This is a genomic window from Micromonospora sp. NPDC047467, assembly GCF_040643095.1.
In the GTDB taxonomy this organism is placed as follows: Bacteria; Actinomycetota; Actinomycetes; order Mycobacteriales; family Micromonosporaceae; genus Micromonospora.
Window position 1 is genome coordinate 362,824 of record NZ_JBEYTO010000006.1, and the last position, 16,863, is coordinate 379,686.

General features: G+C 72.4%; 12 protein-coding genes. 8 read left to right on the top strand and 4 right to left on the bottom strand.

What is annotated here, in order from left to right; all coding sequences use genetic code 11:
* Positions 1–397: 397 nt before the first annotated feature.
* From ABZ780_RS19405 to ABZ780_RS19430, 6 genes are all read left to right on the top strand, one after another.
* Positions 398–1,168, top strand: a complete 771-nt coding sequence (locus tag ABZ780_RS19405) for a redox-sensing transcriptional repressor Rex (RefSeq protein WP_357010435.1) — start codon at positions 398–400, stop codon at positions 1,166–1,168.
* Complete coding sequence (locus tag ABZ780_RS19410) at positions 1,165–2,562, top strand: glutamyl-tRNA reductase (protein WP_357486863.1); 1,398 nt, start codon at positions 1,165–1,167, stop codon at positions 2,560–2,562. Before ABZ780_RS19405 ends, ABZ780_RS19410 begins: the two co-directional genes overlap by 4 nt.
* On the top strand, positions 2,559–3,527 hold the full coding sequence (gene hemC / locus ABZ780_RS19415) for a hydroxymethylbilane synthase (protein WP_357486864.1): 969 nt from the start codon (positions 2,559–2,561) through the stop codon (positions 3,525–3,527). Before ABZ780_RS19410 ends, hemC begins: the two co-directional genes overlap by 4 nt.
* A complete protein-coding gene (locus ABZ780_RS19420; protein ID WP_357010443.1) occupies positions 3,524–5,104 on the top strand; it encodes a uroporphyrinogen-III synthase in 1,581 nt (526 codons plus the stop codon). Before hemC ends, ABZ780_RS19420 begins: the two co-directional genes overlap by 4 nt.
* Positions 5,105–5,123: 19 nt before the next feature.
* Positions 5,124–6,107: a porphobilinogen synthase gene (gene hemB, locus ABZ780_RS19425; RefSeq protein ID WP_357010445.1), complete on the top strand. Its 984-nt coding sequence runs from the start codon at positions 5,124–5,126 to the stop codon at positions 6,105–6,107.
* A gap of 330 nt (positions 6,108–6,437) precedes the next feature.
* On the top strand, positions 6,438–6,875 hold the full coding sequence (locus ABZ780_RS19430) for a helix-turn-helix transcriptional regulator (protein ID WP_357010726.1): 438 nt from the start codon (positions 6,438–6,440) through the stop codon (positions 6,873–6,875).
* 85 nt (positions 6,876–6,960) lie between these two features.
* On the opposite strand, the gene ABZ780_RS19435 is transcribed toward ABZ780_RS19430, so the two are convergent.
* The 3 genes from ABZ780_RS19435 to ABZ780_RS19445 all read right to left on the bottom strand — a co-directional run bounded on the left by ABZ780_RS19435 (position 6,961) and on the right by ABZ780_RS19445 (position 12,932).
* A complete protein-coding gene (locus ABZ780_RS19435; RefSeq protein WP_357486866.1) occupies positions 6,961–10,239 on the bottom strand; it encodes a lamin tail domain-containing protein in 3,279 nt (1,092 codons plus the stop codon).
* Positions 10,240–10,331: 92 nt separating this feature from the next.
* Positions 10,332–11,348, bottom strand: a complete 1,017-nt coding sequence (locus ABZ780_RS19440; protein WP_357010728.1) for a GNAT family N-acetyltransferase — start codon at positions 11,346–11,348, stop codon at positions 10,332–10,334.
* Between the two features lie 72 nt (positions 11,349–11,420).
* Entirely contained in the window at positions 11,421–12,932 is a 1,512-nt protein-coding gene (locus ABZ780_RS19445) for a lytic murein transglycosylase (RefSeq protein WP_357486868.1), read from the bottom strand.
* A 38-nt stretch (positions 12,933–12,970) separates the two neighbouring features.
* Here ABZ780_RS19445 and ABZ780_RS19450 point away from each other — a divergent pair, with 38 nt between their 5' ends.
* Both ABZ780_RS19450 and ABZ780_RS19455 read left to right on the top strand, forming a co-directional pair.
* Positions 12,971–13,192, top strand: coding sequence for a zinc ribbon domain-containing protein (locus ABZ780_RS19450; protein ID WP_357010454.1), 222 nt, complete (start codon positions 12,971–12,973; stop codon positions 13,190–13,192).
* 153 nt (positions 13,193–13,345) lie between these two features.
* The gene (locus tag ABZ780_RS19455) at positions 13,346–16,186 is read left to right on the top strand and encodes an adenylate/guanylate cyclase domain-containing protein (RefSeq protein ID WP_357486870.1); all 2,841 of its coding nucleotides are present in this window, start codon (positions 13,346–13,348) and stop codon (positions 16,184–16,186) included.
* A gap of 125 nt (positions 16,187–16,311) precedes the next feature.
* Here the strand turns inward: ABZ780_RS19455 and ABZ780_RS19460 are convergent, their stop codons facing one another.
* A complete protein-coding gene (locus ABZ780_RS19460; protein ID WP_357010460.1) occupies positions 16,312–16,848 on the bottom strand; it encodes a phospholipase in 537 nt (178 codons plus the stop codon).
* Positions 16,849–16,863: the final 15 nt, after the last annotated feature.

A 16,863-nucleotide genomic window follows, 5' to 3' on the forward strand; every position in this document is an offset into this window, starting at 1 on the left:
CTGCCCCTACCCCAACCCCCCGCAACGCGTCGATCTTGCATTTGTGGTCGCCGAATCGCCCGGTATGGGAATGATGCGGGGGCGGCAACTGCAAGATCGACGCGTCCGAGCGGGTTGGCGACGCGCGGCGCGCGATTGGTCAGAGAAGTCGGGATTGAGCAATAATCGCCCCGGGCGGCCGAGGGTCGGACGGCTGCTGAATCGATCTTGTGAAAAGGAGGTGCTGGTGGGGTCGCGCCACGGAGCGACAAGATCGCGATTTGTGCACGTCTTCACAAGCGCCTACTCTGTAGTTCCGACGCGCCCTGCTAGCACAGCCGGCAATCTCGGTCGCCAGCGGGAGTCCACAAACGGCCGACCAGCGACGTTGGCCGAGGATCGCACCGCACGGAGTCTCATGAGTCAGCACCGTCACCCAGGCGCGTCCGGCCGCGCCGGTGCCGTACCGACGCTCCCGGACCTCCCCGAGGCGACCGTCGCTCGGCTTCCGGAGTACCTGCGCGCGCTGCACAACCTCGCCGACGCCGGCCACGAGACGGTCTCCAGCGAGGGCCTCTCCGCCGCCGCCGGGGTCAACTCCGCCAAGCTCCGCAAGGACCTCTCACACCTCGGCTCGTACGGCACCCGGGGCGTCGGCTACGACGTCGCGCTGCTGATCGAGCAGATCGAGTATGTGCTCGGGCTCACCCAACGTCGTGCCGTCGCCCTGGTCGGCGTGGGTAATCTCGGTCACGCTCTGGCCGGCTACGACGGCTTCGCGGGCCGGGGTTTCCGGATCGTCGCGCTGCTCGACGCCGACCCCTCCCGCGTCGGCGAAGAGATCAACGGGCTGATTGTCCGACATGTCGACGAGTTGCCGGCGGTCGCCGCCGCGGAATCCGTCGCGATCGGCGTGATCGCCACCCCGGCCGCCGCCGCACAGAGCGTCGCCGACCAGCTGGTCGCGGTCGGCGTGACGAGCATCCTCAACTTCGCGCCGTGCGTACTCTCGGTGCCGGAGGGGGTCGACGTGCGCAAGGTCGACCTCGCCATCGAGCTGCAGATTTTGTCTTTCCACGAGCACCGCAAGGCGTCGCTGACCGCGCTGCCCGCCACCGGCGGGTCCGCTCTCACCGCCCTGCCGGGCGGGCTCGCGACCACCGACACCCAGGAGGCGATCGGCACGTGAAACTGCTCGTCGTCGGCGCGTCCTACCGGACCGCCCCGGTCGCCACGCTGGAGCAGCTGGCCGTGCCCCCCGCCGACCTCACCCGAACCCTCGACCGCCTGGTCGCCCAGCCGTACGTGAGCGAGGCGGTGCTCGTCTCCACCTGCAACCGGGTGGAGGTCTACGCCGCCGTGTCCGGTTTCCACGGTGGGCTCGGCGACATCTGCGCCGTCCTGGCCGAGCAGGCCGGCAGCGCGCCGTCGGCGCTCGCCAGCCACCTCTACGTGCACTACGACACCGCCGCCGTGGACCACGTCTTCCGGGTCGCCAGCGGGCTCGACTCGATGGTCGTGGGCGAGGCGCAGATCCTCGGCCAGTTGCGTGACGCGTACCACTGGGCCAGCGGCGCCGACTCGGCCGGCCGGCTGCTGCACGAGCTGATGCAGCAGGCGCTGCGCGTCGGCAAGCGGGCCCACTCCGAGACCGGCATCGACCGGGCCGGCCAGAGCGTGGTCACCGCCGCGCTGGAGTTGGCCGCCGGGCACTTCGACGGCGACCTCGCCGGCCGCCCCGCACTGGTGATCGGTGCCGGCGCGATGGGATCGCTCGGTGTGGCCACGCTGTCGCGACTGGGCGCCGGGCCGCTCACGGTCACCAACCGGGGTGCCGACCGGGCCGTCCGGCTCGCCGAGTCGTACGGGGCGGGCGCCGCGCCGATGGCCGAGCTGACCGACACCCTCTCCACAGTGGACATCGTAGTGGCCGCCACCGCGTCCACCGAACCGGTCCTCACCCGCGCGGTGGTCAGCGCCGCACTGGCCGAGCGGGACCCGGCCCGGGGCCCGCTGGTCCTGCTCGACCTGGCCGTCCCGCGTGACGTCGGGGAGGGCGTCGCCGAGCTGCCCGGCGTCGAGGTGATCGACATCGACCGGATGGCGGCGCTGCTCGCCGACGGTCCGGCCGCGGCCGACGCCGCCGCCGTCGAGCGGATCGTGCTCGGCGAGGTGGAGAGCTTCCTCACCTGGCTGCGCGGCGCCGACGTGGCACCCACCGTGGCCGCGCTGCGCGGCAGGGCCGACGACGTCGTCACCGCCGAGCTGCGCCGGCTGGCCCAGCGCCGCCCCGACCTCGGCGACGACCTGCGGGCCGAGGTGGCCCGCACGGTGCACCGGGTGGTGCAGCGGCTGCTGCACCAGCCCACCGTCAAGGTCCGCCAGCTCGCCGCCGAGCCCGGCGGCGACCAGTACGCGGCCCTGCTGCGTGAGCTGTTCGACCTCCAGGTGCCACAGACCTCACCGGTGGACACCGTCCCCGACGTGATGACCCCCGACCTCGGTGTGACGTTCGCCAACGTCGACCCGGCGGCCGGCGTGGACGCCGACGACCCCACCCCGCCCACCGGAGGTGCCCGATGACCGCCCCCCTGCGACTCGGCACCCGGGGCAGCGCCCTGGCGATGGCCCAGTCCGGCCAGGTCGCCGAGGCGTTGACCGCCGCCACCGGCCGCCCGGTCGAGCTGGTCGAGGTGGTCACCGCCGGCGACCGGTCCAACGCGCCGGTGCACCGGCTCGGCGTCGGGGTGTTCGTCTCCGCGCTGCGCGACGCGCTCACCGCCCGGACCATCGACTTCGCGGTGCACTCCTACAAGGACCTGCCCACCGCGGTCCCCGGCGGGCTCCTCGTCGCGGCGGTGCCGGCCCGGCAGGATCCGCGCGACGCGCTTATCGCCCGGGACGGACGGACGCTCGCCGAGTTGCCCCCCGGGGCCACCGTGGGCACCGGCGCGCTGCGCCGCATCGCCCAACTGCACGCCCTCGGCCTGCAGCTGGAGGTCACCCCGATCCGCGGCAACGTGGACACCCGCCTGTCCCGGGTGCTCGGCCCCGAAGCCGACCTCGACGCCGTCGTACTGGCGCGGGCCGGGCTGGCCCGCCTCGACCGGGCCGACGTGATCACCGAGACGTTGGACCCGATGCTCATGCTGCCCGCACCCGCCCAGGGCGCGCTGGCCGTGGAGTGCCGGGTCGACGATCAAGACCTGGTCGAGTTGCTCGCGCTGCTCGACCACGCACCGTCGCACGCCGCGGTCATCGCGGAGCGCGCGTTGCTGGCAACGCTGGAGGCCGGGTGCAGCGCACCCGTCGCCGCCTATGCGGAACTCGCCGAAGGTGACGCCGGCGATGAGATTTACCTGCGCGGGGCGGTGATCAGTCCGGATGGCACTCGTGACCTTCGGCTGTCCCGCACCGGAACGCCCGCCGACGCGGCGGAGATCGGTAAGGCACTCGCCGCCGAACTCCTCGAACTCGGCGCCGACTCGATCCTCGGCCACGAAGGACACACCGGCCCGGGGACCCAGCAATTTGGGAGCACAGAATGACCCGCACCCGTAAGCCCGTCGGCCGTATCGCATTCGTCGGGGCGGGCCCCGGTGACCCGGGCCTGCTGACCCGTCGGGCGCACGACGCCCTGGTCGACGCCGACCAGGTCATCTACGACCGGGGAGTCCCAGATTCCCTGCTCGCCGTCGTCCGCGCCGAGGCCAGGGAGGACGCCCAGTTCACGCCGGCCGAAGGCGCACCGGGCGACGTGGCGAAGGTGCTGATCTCCGCCGCCCGGTCCGGGCTGAACGCGGTGCACCTGGTCGCCGGCGACCCGTTCGGCCACGACTCGGTGGTCAAGGAGGTGCAGGCCGTGGCCCGCACTGCCGCCCACTTCGAGGTGGTGCCCGGCGTCGGCCAGGCCGAGGGCGTGGCCACCTACGCGGGTGTTCCGCTGCCGGGCGTGCGTACCGCCGCCGACGTCGAGGACGTCTCCGCGCTGGACTTCGAGGCGCTGGCCGCAGCCGTCGGCCGGGGCTCGCTCGCGCTCGCGGTGGACGCTGGTGACCTTGCCGCCGTCCGGGACGGTCTGCTGGCCGCCGGGGTCGACGGCACCACGGGCGTCGGGGTGACCGGCGACGGCACCGGCGAGACCCAGTACACGACCACGTCGACCGTGGACAGCTTCGTGGCCGCCGCGCTCGGCTTCACCGGTCGGGTCGTGCTCACCGTGGGCGTGGGCGTGGGCCAGCGCGACAAGCTGAGCTGGTGGGAGAACCGCCCGCTGTACGGCTGGAAGGTGCTCGTACCGCGGACCAAGGAGCAGGCCGGCGCGATGAGCGCCCGGCTGCGGGCGTACGGGGCGATCCCGTGTGAGGTGCCGACCATCGCGGTCGAGCCGCCGCGCACCCCGGCGCAGATGGAGCGGGCCGTCAAGGGTCTGGTCGACGGCCGGTACGCCTGGGTGATCTTCACCTCGGTCAACGCGGTCCGCGCGGTCTGGGAGAAGTTCGCCGAGCACGGGCTGGACGCTCGGCACTTCGGTGGCGTCAAGATCGCCTGCATCGGTGAGGCCACGGCGGACGCGGTCCGCGCGTTCGGCATCCAGCCGGAGCTGATCCCCGCCGGGGAGCAGTCCTCCGAGGGGCTGCTGGCCGAGTTCTCGCCGCACGACGAGATCCTCGACCCGGTGGGCCGGGTGCTGCTGCCGCGCGCCGACATCGCCACCGAGACGCTCGCGGCCGGGCTCACCGAGCGCGGCTGGGAGGTCGACGACGTGACCGCCTACCGGACGGTGCGGGCCGCGCCGCCGCCCGCCGAGATCCGGGACGCCATCAAGTCGGGCGGTTTCGACGCGGTGCTGTTCACGTCATCCTCCACCGTGCGGAACCTGGTCGGCATCGCCGGGAAGCCGCATGCGCGGACCGTTGTTGCCGTGATTGGGCCCAAGACGGCGGAGACCGCGACGGAGTTCGGCCTGCGGGTCGACGTCCAGCCGCCGCACGCCTCGGTGCCCGACCTGGTGGAGGCGCTCGCCGCCTACGCCGTCGAGTTGCGCGAGAAGCTGGCCGCCATGCCGGCCAAGCAGCGCCGTGGCTCGAAGGTGCAGGGGCCGACCGCCCTGCGCTTCAGGTAGCCGTCCGAGGAGGCCTCCCATGTCGTACCCCGAGATCCGGCCGCGCCGGCTGCGCCGCACCCCGGCGATCCGCCGGCTGGTCTCCGAGACCCGGGTCGACCCGGCCGAGCTGGTCGTGCCGATGTTCGTCAAGGAGGGGCTGACCGAGCCCCGGGCCATCGCATCGCTCCCGGGGGTGCTCCAGCACTCCCGGGACTCGCTGCGCAAGGCGGCGACCGAGGCGGTCCAGGCCGGTGTCGGCGGGATCATGCTCTTCGGGGTGCCCGAGCGGCGTGATCCGACCGGCTCCGGCGGCATCGACCCGAACGGCATCCTGAACGTCGCCATCCGAGACGTGGTGGCCGAGGTGGGCGACGCCACGGTGGTGATGAGCGACCTGTGTCTGGACGAGTTCACCTCGCACGGGCACTGCGGCCTGCTCACCCCCGGCGGTGAGGTGGACAACGACGCCACCCTGGCCGCGTACGCCGAGATGGCGGTGGCCCAGGCCGCCGCCGGGGTCGGCATGGTCGGGCCGTCCGGGATGATGGACGGCCAGGTCGGCGTGGTCCGCCGGGCGCTCGACGCGGCCGGTCACCAGGACGTGGCCGTCCTGGCGTACGCCGCGAAGTACGCCTCGGCCTTCTACGGCCCGTTCCGGGAGGCGGTGGAGTCGGCGCTGGAGGGCGACCGGCGCACCTACCAGCAGGACCCGGCCAACCTGCGCGAGTCGCTGCGCGAGGTGGCGCTGGACGTCGCCGAGGGCGCCGACCTGGTGATGGTCAAGCCGGCGCTGCCGTACCTCGACGTGGTGTCGGCGGTGCGGGCCGCGGTGGACGTCCCGGTCGCCGCCTACCAGGTCTCCGGGGAGTACGCGATGGTCGAGGCAGCCGCCGCGAACGGCTGGATCGACCGGGAGCGGGTGATGCTGGAGACGCTCACCTCGATCAAGCGGGCCGGCGCGCAGATCACCCTCACGTACTGGGCGGTCGAGGCCGCCGGTCTGCTCCGCCAGCGCTACTGAGCAGCCGGTAGAGGGCCGCACGGTTCGGCCCGGACTGCCGCTCACGAGTGGCCACCCCGCTAGACCCCGGTACCCTGTTGCGCCCCCTTTGCTCTGCTTCAACGGACGCAACACTTTTGGGATCGGACTGTTGCGTCCGTTGAAGCAGAGCAAAGGACGCCAACTGTGGCACTGGCCCCGGGCCGGCGCGGCACCCCATGGACGTTGTCCACAGGTTTATCCACAGGGATTGAGCCCGGGTGGCGTCGCGGGCATGGTGGGCGGATGGCGTCGGCGCTCGATCCTCCTCCGTCCCCCGGTCCCACCGTCGGCCGGTCTCCCATCGCCGGTCTGGTTCGCCGGTCACGTCGAATCGTGGGGCTGAGTCAGCATCAGATGGCTCGTTTCGCCAAGGTCTCGCCCTCGACGGTGGGCCGGGTCGAAGCGGGCAGCCTGACGCCGAGCCTGGCCGTGCTGGAGCGCCTCCTCGGCGCGGCCGGGCTCTACCTGGTCGTCGTGGACCAGGAAGGCCGGATCATCCAACCAATGGCCGACCGTGAGGACGTTCATGATGGCGCGGGTCGCCGTTATCCCTCGCACCTCGACACCATCCTCGACCCCGAGCCGGGGGAGTGGTGGGGGGACATCTACGGGCTGGCCCGACCTCCGGAGACCTACCACCGCAGCTCGGCGGATCGCGAGGCGCGACGCCGTCGCAGCCAGTGGGAGGTGCGGGTGGCGCAGCACCGCAGCGCACCACCTCCGCCGATAGTCCACGACTACTACTGACCGACATGGTTCACCTGGCACATGCGAGCGGCCCGTCGTGCAGGCGTCAACCTGGACGACGGGCCGCTGACACGGTGCCTGAGGGTCAGTCGTCGTTGGTGATGGTGCCGACCGCCAGCGGATCGGCCAGGCGCAACCCGGGCACACCCGCCACCAGCAGCGTCAGCTTCTCGTCCGACTCCCGCTTCCGGTCACCGCGCACGGTCACCGGGAACGTCAGCGAGGTCTGCCCGGCGGCCAGGGTCCGGCAACCGGCGTACGGGTCGAAGTCCGAGCCGATCTGCGCCGTCAGGCCGACGGTGGCGGCGCAGAGCAGCACCGGCTGGGACAGCGGCCGGGACACGGCGGCGGTGAAATTGAGCTGCCGGGTGCCCTGGTTGCCCTCGACCACCGCCGCGTCGGCAACGGTCAACGACGCTCGGGACCGGAACCGGGCCACCTGCGGGTCGTGGTCACTGGAACCGCGCGACCCGTCGCCGGTGAACTCCGCCGGCCAGTCGGCGTTGATGTGCGCCGCCCGCACCTGCACCAGATCGCCGTAGAGCGCGTCGTTCACGAACAGGTGGTCGAGTGTCTGCGCCTGCCCCTCGAAGCTGTACGAGTACGCGGACGACGGCACGTCAGCGACGAGGTTGTCCCACAGGTTGTGCAGACCCGCCTCGTACAGCGGGGCGAGTTGGTCCGACGGGGTGGGCTGGCTACCGGTGGCGATCGGATCATCCGGACGGGGGAAGACGTTCAGGTCCCCGCCGTACACCACCCGCCCGTGTGCGTCGGCCGCCTCGATGGCGGTGACGATCGCCGCACCGTACGCCGCCTGCTCCCGACGCTGCCCGATCCGGCTGTCCGGGCCCGATGAGTAGTGGTTGCTCAGCGCGTAGAGGGTGAACCGCTCGGTCGAGCCAGGTGCCGCGGCCACGCTGAACTTGCCCAGCTGGGGAGCACGGGTGAAGACGTTGTTCCCGTCCTTGCCGGTGGAGGTGTCCACGTCGGAGGGGAGCATCGCGTTGAGCGCCTTCGGGTTCTGCACGTCGGCGTTGGCCGGCAGCCCCGCACTGCGGTACTGGACGGTCGGTGCCGACCCCAGCAGCGGGTCGCCCGCCGTCGCGGTCGCCAGCGAGAGTCGGTCGGTGCGGTACAGGAACGCCGAGGTGATACCGCGGGCGTCCGCGCCGGTCCGGTCATAGGCGGCGGCGTACGCCGGCCCGCCGGCCGCCGCCACCGCGAGCGCCAACTCCTGGACGCTGTCCGGCGCGCCGTCGGCGTTGTTGGTGTCACCGCAGGCCAGCACCGCCCCGGACACCGTGCAGATGTCCTGGTCCTCGGCCTCCTGCACCAGGATCAGATCGGGTGCGTGCAGGTCCTTGGCGATCTGGTCGGCGAGCGAGGCCAGGTGCTCGCGATAGTCCGCCTCGCTGCTCGGCACGTAGTCGAACGGCGGGCTGACCCCGGTGCAGCCGGAGTTGCCGGCGAAGTCGCAGCCGTCGAACGGGTCGTCGCGGTAGTCGTACAGGTTCTCCACGTTGTAGGTGGCGACCGCCACCTCCTGCGACCGGTCGGCCGGCTTCGGAGGGTTGTTCTTCGACGGGTCGGCCCCGGCGGCGAAGTCCGCCCGCTCGACCTGCACGCCGTACTTCTCGAACGAGTAGTAGACGCCGCCCACCACGTCGGCGCGCAGCGTGTCGAAGGTGTGCGCCGGCGGGAGCAGCGCGGTGCTGTCCCCGGCGGTGGCCTTCACACCCATGCTGCCCAGCAGCACCCGCTGGCCGTTGCCGTCGTCGAAACGGCGGGTCGGGTCGTTGTCCAGCGGGTGAGAGTCCCGGAAGACCCGCCGGGCGTACGGGTCGGTGCGCTCCAACAGCGGGTCGCCCCGGTCGACGACCCACAGCTCCGCGTCGGCGGTGGACGAGAAGACGTCCCGGCCGCTCACCGCGCCGCTGCCCGCGCGTACGCGCATCCGGGAGCCCTCGTGCCGCTCCCAGAAGCGCTGCGCGTCGGCCAGCTCGACCGGCGGCACCGCGTCGGTCACCGCGACCGTGGAGTCCACGTCCAGGCCGGTGGCGACCCTGCGGACCAGCGAGGCCCCGGAGAGCTGGGTGAAGTTGAAATACTCCGACACCCGGGCCCGCAGCACCACCTCGTCGCCGACCGTCGGCACGTAGCCGCCGATCAACGACGTGAACGTGCCCATGAACACGAAGATGCCGTCGGAGCTGGTCGGGTCGCCGTCGGTGTCACCGGTGCGGCTCTGCAGGAAGAACCCGTGTTGCTCCGCCCCAGCCGACGTGCGCGCCAGGGTCAACTGGGTGATCACGCCGCGTACGTCGTACATGGTGCTGCTCGTGCCGTTGCCGCTCGCCGGCGCGAGCGGCGACCGGTCGGCCGGCCCGGACTCGGCGTCGGTGGTCGGGCCCTGCACCTCGCCGACGGTCAACTCCCGGGTCACCTGCACGGCCAGCGCGCAGCTCGCGCTGCCGCCGCCCGCGTCGGTCGCGGTGACGGTGACGGTGTACGCCCCGGCGGCGAGGTCGGCGCTCGCGCCGACCGTGGCGCGGGCGGTGCCGCCCACCCCGTCGGCCGGGGTGACCGCGGTACGGGTGATCGAGCCGGTGGCCGGGGTCGGGCTGACCGCGGTCACCGCCAGGTCGACGATCGTGTCGTCGGGGTCGGTGGCGGTGATCTCGCGGGTCGCGGCCGTTCCCGCGGCGGTCACCAGCGGCCCGCCGCAGGTCAGCGTGGCGGGCACGTCGACCGGCCCACCGTCGTCCACGGTGTGCGTGCCGAGCCCGTCGAACGTGTCGACCGGGAAGCCGGCCCACTGCGCGGGCGGGTCGAACGCGTCCGACGGGTCGGTGTCACCAGCGGTCACCGTCGGCAGCCGGCGCAGGGTGTTGTCGGCCGTGCTGGTGACGCCGGCACCCCATTCGGTGCCCGGGTCGACGCCCACCTGACCGATCGAGTCGAGCACGGTGGAGCCCCGCCGCAGCACGATCGCGTCGTCACCGTTGAACAGGCTCGCCCCGGTGGTCTGGTCGGCCTGGGCGAGGATGGCGGCCCCGGCCGAGGCGCTGGCGAACACGAATGCGTCCCCGGCGGCCACGCTGCCGGTCAACGCGATGGTGGTGGCCGTGGTGGAGCCGTTGAAGTAGAGCTGGAGCTGGTAGCCACCAGCGGTGAGGTCGACGGCGGCTCCGGTGCCGTTGAACAGCTCGATCGCCTTGTTGTTCGACGAGCCTTCGACGTACTCGGAGATGAAAAGGTCGGTGGGCGCGGCGCTGGCCGCGGTGGGTGCGACGCCGAGAGCCGAAACGGTCACAGCGGCGGTGGCGGTCGCGAGCACGGCTATGGTGCGGCGCGGGCGCATAGGGCCTCCACGATGGGTGGATGGGAGTCAACGCACGTTAAGGTGCGCGGCTGTCCACCGTCCATCCCTCATTGGACAGTTTCGTGAATTCCTCAGCGCGGCGGGTCGAGCCGATGCACCAGCTCCGCGACGTCGACGCTGTATTCACACCAGTCCCGGTCGGGTCGGTAGCCCAGCTCCGCGTTGACCTTGAGCATGGCCTCGTTGGCCTGCGCGTTCCAGGTCTGCACCTCGGCCAGCTCCGGCTCGGCGGAGCGCAGCTCCAGCAGCATCCGTGCCTTGATCGCCCGGTCGATGCCGTAGCCCCGGTGGCTCTGCACGACGATCGTGTCGTACTGGTCGGCGCGGGTCGGGTGCTGTGCCGGCACCACCACCTCGGTCAGGCCCGCCACCTCGCCGCTCTGCTCGTGCTGGGCCAGGACGATGTACGGCTTCATGCCGCGGCGGTGCAGGGTGTTCAGGCTGTCCCGCAGCCGCTCGGGGTCGTAGGAACTGGGGCGCAGCTCGCCGTCGTCCACGTCGCGCACCTCGGCCTTGGCCCGCGCGTACGACTCGATCAGGTCGTCCGGCGGCCCGCCGGGGAAGAACTCCAGCTGGTAGCCCGACCCGATCCCGGTGGCCATCTCGGTCAACTCGGCCCAGTCGACCGCAGCCAGGTCGAGCACGCTGCGCGTCTCCACGTACTCCCGGGTGAAGCCGAGCGACTCGTAGAAGCCCACCGCCGGCGTGTCACCGACCACCTCGACGCCGATCGACTGGAAGCCCTCCTGGTAGACCCGGCGGGCGGCGCGCAACACCAGGTCACGGCCGAGACCGCTGCGCCGCACGGACGGGTGCACCAGCACTTCGATCACGCCGATGTCACCGAGGAGCAGCACGTGGACCTGCCCGAGGACCGCGCCCGGATCGTCCGGGTCGGTCGGCTCGGCCTGGGCGATCCAGGAGATCCGTCGCTCACCGGGCATCACCTCGGCGAGGTATTCCCGCAGGGAGGTCTCCCGCCACGGCGGGTCCTGCGGAAGATCGGCCGCCAGAACCGCGTTCAGCGTGGACAGCAGCGACGCGATCTCGGCGGACGACGCCGTCCTAGGGTCCCACTCGCGCACCATCACCCGTCTAGCTTGCCGCTAACAGCTGCCGGGGGGAAGTGTCCAGACCTCCAATGTATGCGGACGATCACTTCACGTACGGCTTGCCTGTCCGTAACGGTTCGCTGTGTCGTAGACGGCCTGGGCGTACCGGCGCACGTCGTTGTACGACAGGATCGCGTTCCACCAGTCGCCCGGGATGCTGAGATTCCGGCCGCCCTTGCACAGGTAGTTGCCGGCCGCCAGCGCGGCGTCGTCCAGGTCGTGCGGGTCCTTGATGCCGTCGTTGTCCGCGTCCGCGCCGATTTCCTGCCAGGTGGTCGGGATGAACTGCATCGGGCCGATCGCCCGGTCGTAGGTGGTGTCCTTGTCGAGGGACCCGCGGTCGGTGTCGATGATCCGCATCCGGCCGCCGTTGCCGTCCAGCGGAAGACCGATGATTTCGGGCAGCGCCTTGCCGTCCTGTCCCAGCCGCGCGCCGTTGGCCGAGCCGTGCCCGGATTCGACCTGGCCGATCGCGGCGAGCGTGGTCCAGCTCAGCGCGCAGCTGCGGTTGGTCTGGGCGAGCACCCACTCGGCGTACCCGTACGCCTGCATGGCGGCCGGGGGGATGCCGACCTTGGCGCCGACCTGCTGAGCCCAGCCTGCCAGGGCGTCCGAGGGGCGACCGCCGCCGCCCGGCAGCCCGGCGCCCGGACCGGTGGGCAGCCCGCCGCCTGGCAGCGGGCCGGTGGGGAGCGGGGCGGTCGGCAGTGGCCCTGTCGGCAGTGGGCCGGTGGGCAGCGCGGACGGCATCGCCGGCGGTACGGGTGCGGTCGGCGTGACGGAGGCGTCGGCCGCCACGGGCCGGGGCGCGCGGATGGTCGCCGGGACGAGTAGCGCACCCGCCGCGGCGGTCGCCGCTACCAGAGCCAGCAGGAAGAGCCCGGGGAGGGTGAGTCGGCCGCTGGGTCGGCGGGACCAGTCGCGGGTCGCCCGGACGGCGGTCGCCGCTGCCTGGCGCGGCGGTGGCAGGCGAACCGCGTGCGCGAACGGCACGCGCCGCCGCCGGCCGCCTGCGGGCGCTGCCGGGACGGCGACGCCGTCCACCTTGGTCACCGCAGGGTCCGCCACGGCGGCACCCGCCGCAGGCACAGCCCGCGCCTCGCCGGCCCCGTCGTTGTTCTCGGCGTCGGCAGCCTTCGTGGCGCCCATCTTGGCGTCACTGGCTTTCGTGTCGGCCGTCTTGTCGTCGTCGGCCTTCGTGTCGGCGGTTGACGTCTCGGCGCCCGGAATGGTTGGCGGGGTCGCGGCGTCCGATCCGCTGTCGGACGGGTCGGCCTTTGGAGCGTCGGCAGGGGCGTCGGCCGTCGGGGAGCCGGCGACGTTGGCGTCGGTTGTGTCGGCCCCGCTGGCGTCGGTCGGGGCGGCCCCGCTGGTCGGGCCGGCCGCCGCGTCCTTTCTGCTGCCGCTCAACCAGGGTCGGCGAGGCCGGGGCAGCTTTCGGGTTGCCGGATCCGGTGCGGCTCCCGAACCGTGGAGCGGTCCGTCCAGCGGCGCGGCGGGTCGCAGCGGTTGCACACGCGTCTTGTCCTCGCCGTCCACCACCCGTCGAGTATCACTCATGTCACCGGTGAGCGTCAGGTCCACGTACCCTGGTTGTCATGCCCCGGTACGAGTTCCGCTGCCGCGCCTGCGGCGACACTTTCGAGGTCAACCGCCCGATGGCGGCGGCCAGCGCGCCGGCGACCTGCCCACAGGGTCACGCCGACACGGTCAAACTGCTCTCTGCTGTCTCAGTCACCGGCCGCGGTGCCGGCGGTCCCGCCGGTGGTGCACCGGCTTCAGCCGGTGGTGGCTGCTGCGGCGGCGCCTGCGGCTGCTGATCTCCCCCGATCGCGGCCGACAGGTGGGCCTGTCCTTGCCGGGATTGGGCCCGAGTGGCACCTTGAGGCGGCACGTGCCCGGCCGTTCTCACGATGCGTGACCGCTCGGACTCAGGCAGCATGAACCCGACGTCACGGGCGGAGGTTCCACGCATGTCGCCACGGATCCAGCTCCCGAGCGGTTGGGTGACCTTCGTGTTCACCGACATCGAGGGCTCGACCCGACTGGCCCAGCTGCTTGGCGCGGATTACCGCCCGGTGCTTGCCGAGCACCGCCGGCTGCTGCGCCGCACACTGGCCGCCACCGGTGGCGCGGAGCTGCTGACCGAGGGCGACTCGTTCTTCCTGGCCTTCGACGACGCGGCAGCGGCGCTGACCGCGTGCCTGACCGCCCAGCGAGCGTTGGCGAGTCACGACTGGCCCACCGAGGAGGCCGCCCCCCGGGTGCGGATGGGCCTGCACACCGGTTATGCCGAGCCGCGCGACGGTGAGTACGCCAGCCCCGAGGTGCACCGGGCTGCCCGGGTGGCCGCAGCCGCGCACGGTGGGCAGGTGCTCTGCTCGGCGTCGACCGCCCGCCGGGCCGACCCGCTGCCGCCCGGTGCCACCCTGCTCGACCTGGGCCTGCACCGGCTGCGCGGCTTCGACGACCGGGAACGGCTGTTCCAGCTCGTCGCGCCCGGCTTGGAGCGGCAGTTCCCCCGTCCTCGCACCGCCGACGCGGTGGCGCACAACCTGCCGACCCAGGTGACGTCGTTTGTTGGCCGGAGGGTCGAACGGGCCGAGCTGGGTCGGCTGGTGGAGCAGCACCGCCTGGTCACCGTGCTGGGTGCGGGCGGCGCGGGCAAGACCCGGCTCGCCGTGGAGGTCGCTGGTGGGGTGGTCGAGGCGTACCCGGACGGGGTCTGGTTCGTCGACATCGCCACGGTGACCGACCCGGGGTTGGTGGCGTTCGCCGTCGCCGCGGTGCTCGGCCTGCGGCCCGAGCCGGGCCGGCCCATGCTGGACACCCTGGTCGAGTACGCGGCCGGTCGCCGGATGCTCGTCGTGCTGGACACCTGCGACACGCAGCCGTCCGCCTGCGCCGAGGTCATCTCGCGGTTGCTCTCCGGCGGGAGCGGCGTGCGGGTGCTGGCGACCAGCCGCGAGTCGTTCAGCCTGCCCGGCGAGGTCGTGTGGCGGATCCCGCCGCTCTCGGTCGACCCGCGGGCGGACGGCGCGGAGAGCGACGCGGTGGCGTTGTTGCTGGACCGTACGGCGGCGGCGCGTGGCGGCCGGCAGCCGGAGGCGTCCGAGTCGGCCGATCTGCGTCGGGTGGTGCAGCGGTTGGACGGGTTGCCGCTCGCCATCGAGTTGGCGGCGGCCCGGCTGCGGGTGCTCTCCGTGGGTCAGCTCGCCGAGCGGCTGGACGACGTGCTCGGAACGTTGGACGCGGGCCGTGCGGACCCGGAGCCGCCGCCGGTGGAGCGGGGTTGGTCGGGTAACCAGCAGGACACCGTGGATCTGGTGGCTGCGGCGATCGGGACTCCACCGCCCACCCCGGCGAGCAGGGCGGTGCACCGCTCCGCCACCGAACGGCACCTGACCATGCAGGCCACCGTCACCTGGTCGTACCGGACGTTGGGCCCTCGGGCCGCGCGGCTGCTGCGGTGGCTGGCGGTGTTCGCCGGGCCGGTGGATTTGCCGACGGTGGAGTGGCTGCTGGGCGACGACCCGCTGGATCCGCTGTCGGTGCTGGTGGACAAGTCGATGGTGTTGGCCGAGCCGCGCGCCGCCGGCAGCTCGTACCGGATGCTCGATCCGATCCGGGCGTACGCCGCGCGGCGGCTGGTCGAGGCGGGTGAGGAACAGGCGGCCCGGGACCGGCACGTGGCCTGGTCGGCGCACGCGGTTGAACGCGCGCACCTCGGGCCGGACGGTCGGCCGGTGACGCTGTCGCTGTACACCCTCGACCCGCTGGCCGACGAGTTGCGGGCCGCGCTGCGGTGGTGCGCCACCGGTGGCAGCGCCCGTGACGGTCTCCGGCTGGCCGGGGGCCTGGACCAGTGGTGGCGCGAGCGTGGGCTGGCCCGGGAGGGTCGGCTCTGGCTGTTCCGGCTGTACGGGCGGATCGCCGAGACGGGCGAGTGGATTCCGGAGTCGGAGATGGCGGCGGCGTACCACATGCATTCGCTGCACGCGGGCGCCGACGGGGAGTTCGCCGAGGAACTGCGCTACTCACAGCGGGCGGAGGCGGCGGCCCGGCAGGCTGGTGACGCCGGGCTGCTGGCGAGGGTGCTCGCCGGCCGGGCGGCGCCGCTGGTCGACATGGGCCAGTTCGTCGAGGCCGAGCGGGTGTGCCGGGAGGTCATCGACTGGGCCCACGAGCAGGACGTGGTCGGCGAGGCGCTGTTCGCGGTGTTCGGCCTGGCGCAGCTGCTGTGGCGGCGCGGCGCGCTGGAGGAGGCCGCCGAACTGCTGGGGGCGGCGCGCCCGGTGGAGGCGGCGCGGCCGGTGGAGCGGGGCCGGCGTTCGGTGGACATGCTGCTGGGGATGGTCGCGTTGGCCCGGGGCGACGTGATCGCCGCGCACGAGCACCTGCTGGTGGCGTTGCGTTCCCGGATGTACCACGGTTACCACGGTCGAGCCTGCGACACGTTGAACGCGATCGCGGTGCGCTGTGCGTTGAGCGGGGAACGGTCGACCGCCGCCCGGTTGTTCGGGGCGGCGCAGGCGACCCGGTCGAGCATGCGGGGGACGCCGGGAGTTTACGGCGAATACTGGGCTGACCAGCAGGCGGAGCTGCGTGGGGTGTTGGGTGACGCGGCGTTCGACGACGCGTACGGCGAGGGTGCCGAGTTGGGGTTGGACGAGGCGGTCACGCTGGCGCTCGACGTGGAACACCCGGACCTGGCGGCGGATTCGACCCGGTTCAGCACCGGCCTGTCCCAGCCCACACCGCGCCGCCCCGCCGACCCCGACCGCCACCCCGCCACCAGAACCGAGCGCGCCTAACAAACCCACCCCACCCCAACCCATCCCAACCCGGCCCATCCCCACCCGCCCTCGTTGACCATGAAGTTATTGCTGCGACACGCCGGGCGGACGGGCAATAACTTCATGATCAACGGACGAAGGGGTTAGGCGCGGGCTGCGGCTTCGGCCTTGGCCTTCATCCGGGCGGCACGGTCGATGTCGGCCTGCTGCACGGCAGCCACCGATCCGAAGATGTTGACCGCCTGGTAGTAGGTCCAGGCCAGGCTGTTGCAGGCCGGGCGGACGACCGCGTTGTAGGTGGCGCAGACCCGCTTCAGGTCCTCGTAGAAGGCGCTGTCCAGGCGGGACTTGTTGGCGGGGAACTGGCTGACCGCCTTGTAGTTGCGGTAGCCGAAGTCGTGTCGGTAGCAGCTCAGGTTGAAGGTGAACCCGAGCGGGTTGTCCGGGCTGGACGAGCAGTAGTCGGTGGACCAGTTGAAGTTGTACTCGGCCCACGGTGCCCGGTTGACCCGGGCGCTGTTCCACGAGTTGTAGCTGGACGCGCTGGTCTGCGTCCAACTGGAGAGCACCGACAGCTTCTGCTGGGGGGTGACGGCTGCGGCGGCGGGGGAGGCGACGGCGATGGTGGCGAGCAGTGCGAGCGCGCCCGAGGCGAGCATGGTGGTGAGACGTCGGGGCACGGGTTACCTCCGCGG

Bases quoted from the DNA above. Each gene is read 5' to 3' on its own strand.
- ABZ780_RS19440 (WP_357010728.1), bottom strand. From the start codon at position 11,348: ATGGTGCGCGAGTGGGACCCTAGGACGGCGTCGTCCGCCGAGATCGCG.
- ABZ780_RS19445 (WP_357486868.1), bottom strand. From the start codon at position 12,932: ATGAGTGATACTCGACGGGTGGTGGACGGCGAGGACAAGACGCGTGTG.
- ABZ780_RS19405 (WP_357010435.1), top strand. From the start codon at position 398: ATGAGTCAGCACCGTCACCCAGGCGCGTCCGGCCGCGCCGGTGCCGTA.
- ABZ780_RS19435 (WP_357486866.1), bottom strand. From the start codon at position 10,239: ATGCGCCCGCGCCGCACCATAGCCGTGCTCGCGACCGCCACCGCCGCT.
- hemB (WP_357010445.1), top strand. From the start codon at position 5,124: ATGTCGTACCCCGAGATCCGGCCGCGCCGGCTGCGCCGCACCCCGGCG.
- ABZ780_RS19420 (WP_357010443.1), top strand. From the start codon at position 3,524: ATGACCCGCACCCGTAAGCCCGTCGGCCGTATCGCATTCGTCGGGGCG.
- ABZ780_RS19455 (WP_357486870.1), top strand. From the start codon at position 13,346: ATGTCGCCACGGATCCAGCTCCCGAGCGGTTGGGTGACCTTCGTGTTC.
- hemC (WP_357486864.1), top strand. From the start codon at position 2,559: ATGACCGCCCCCCTGCGACTCGGCACCCGGGGCAGCGCCCTGGCGATG.
- ABZ780_RS19450 (WP_357010454.1), top strand. From the start codon at position 12,971: ATGCCCCGGTACGAGTTCCGCTGCCGCGCCTGCGGCGACACTTTCGAG.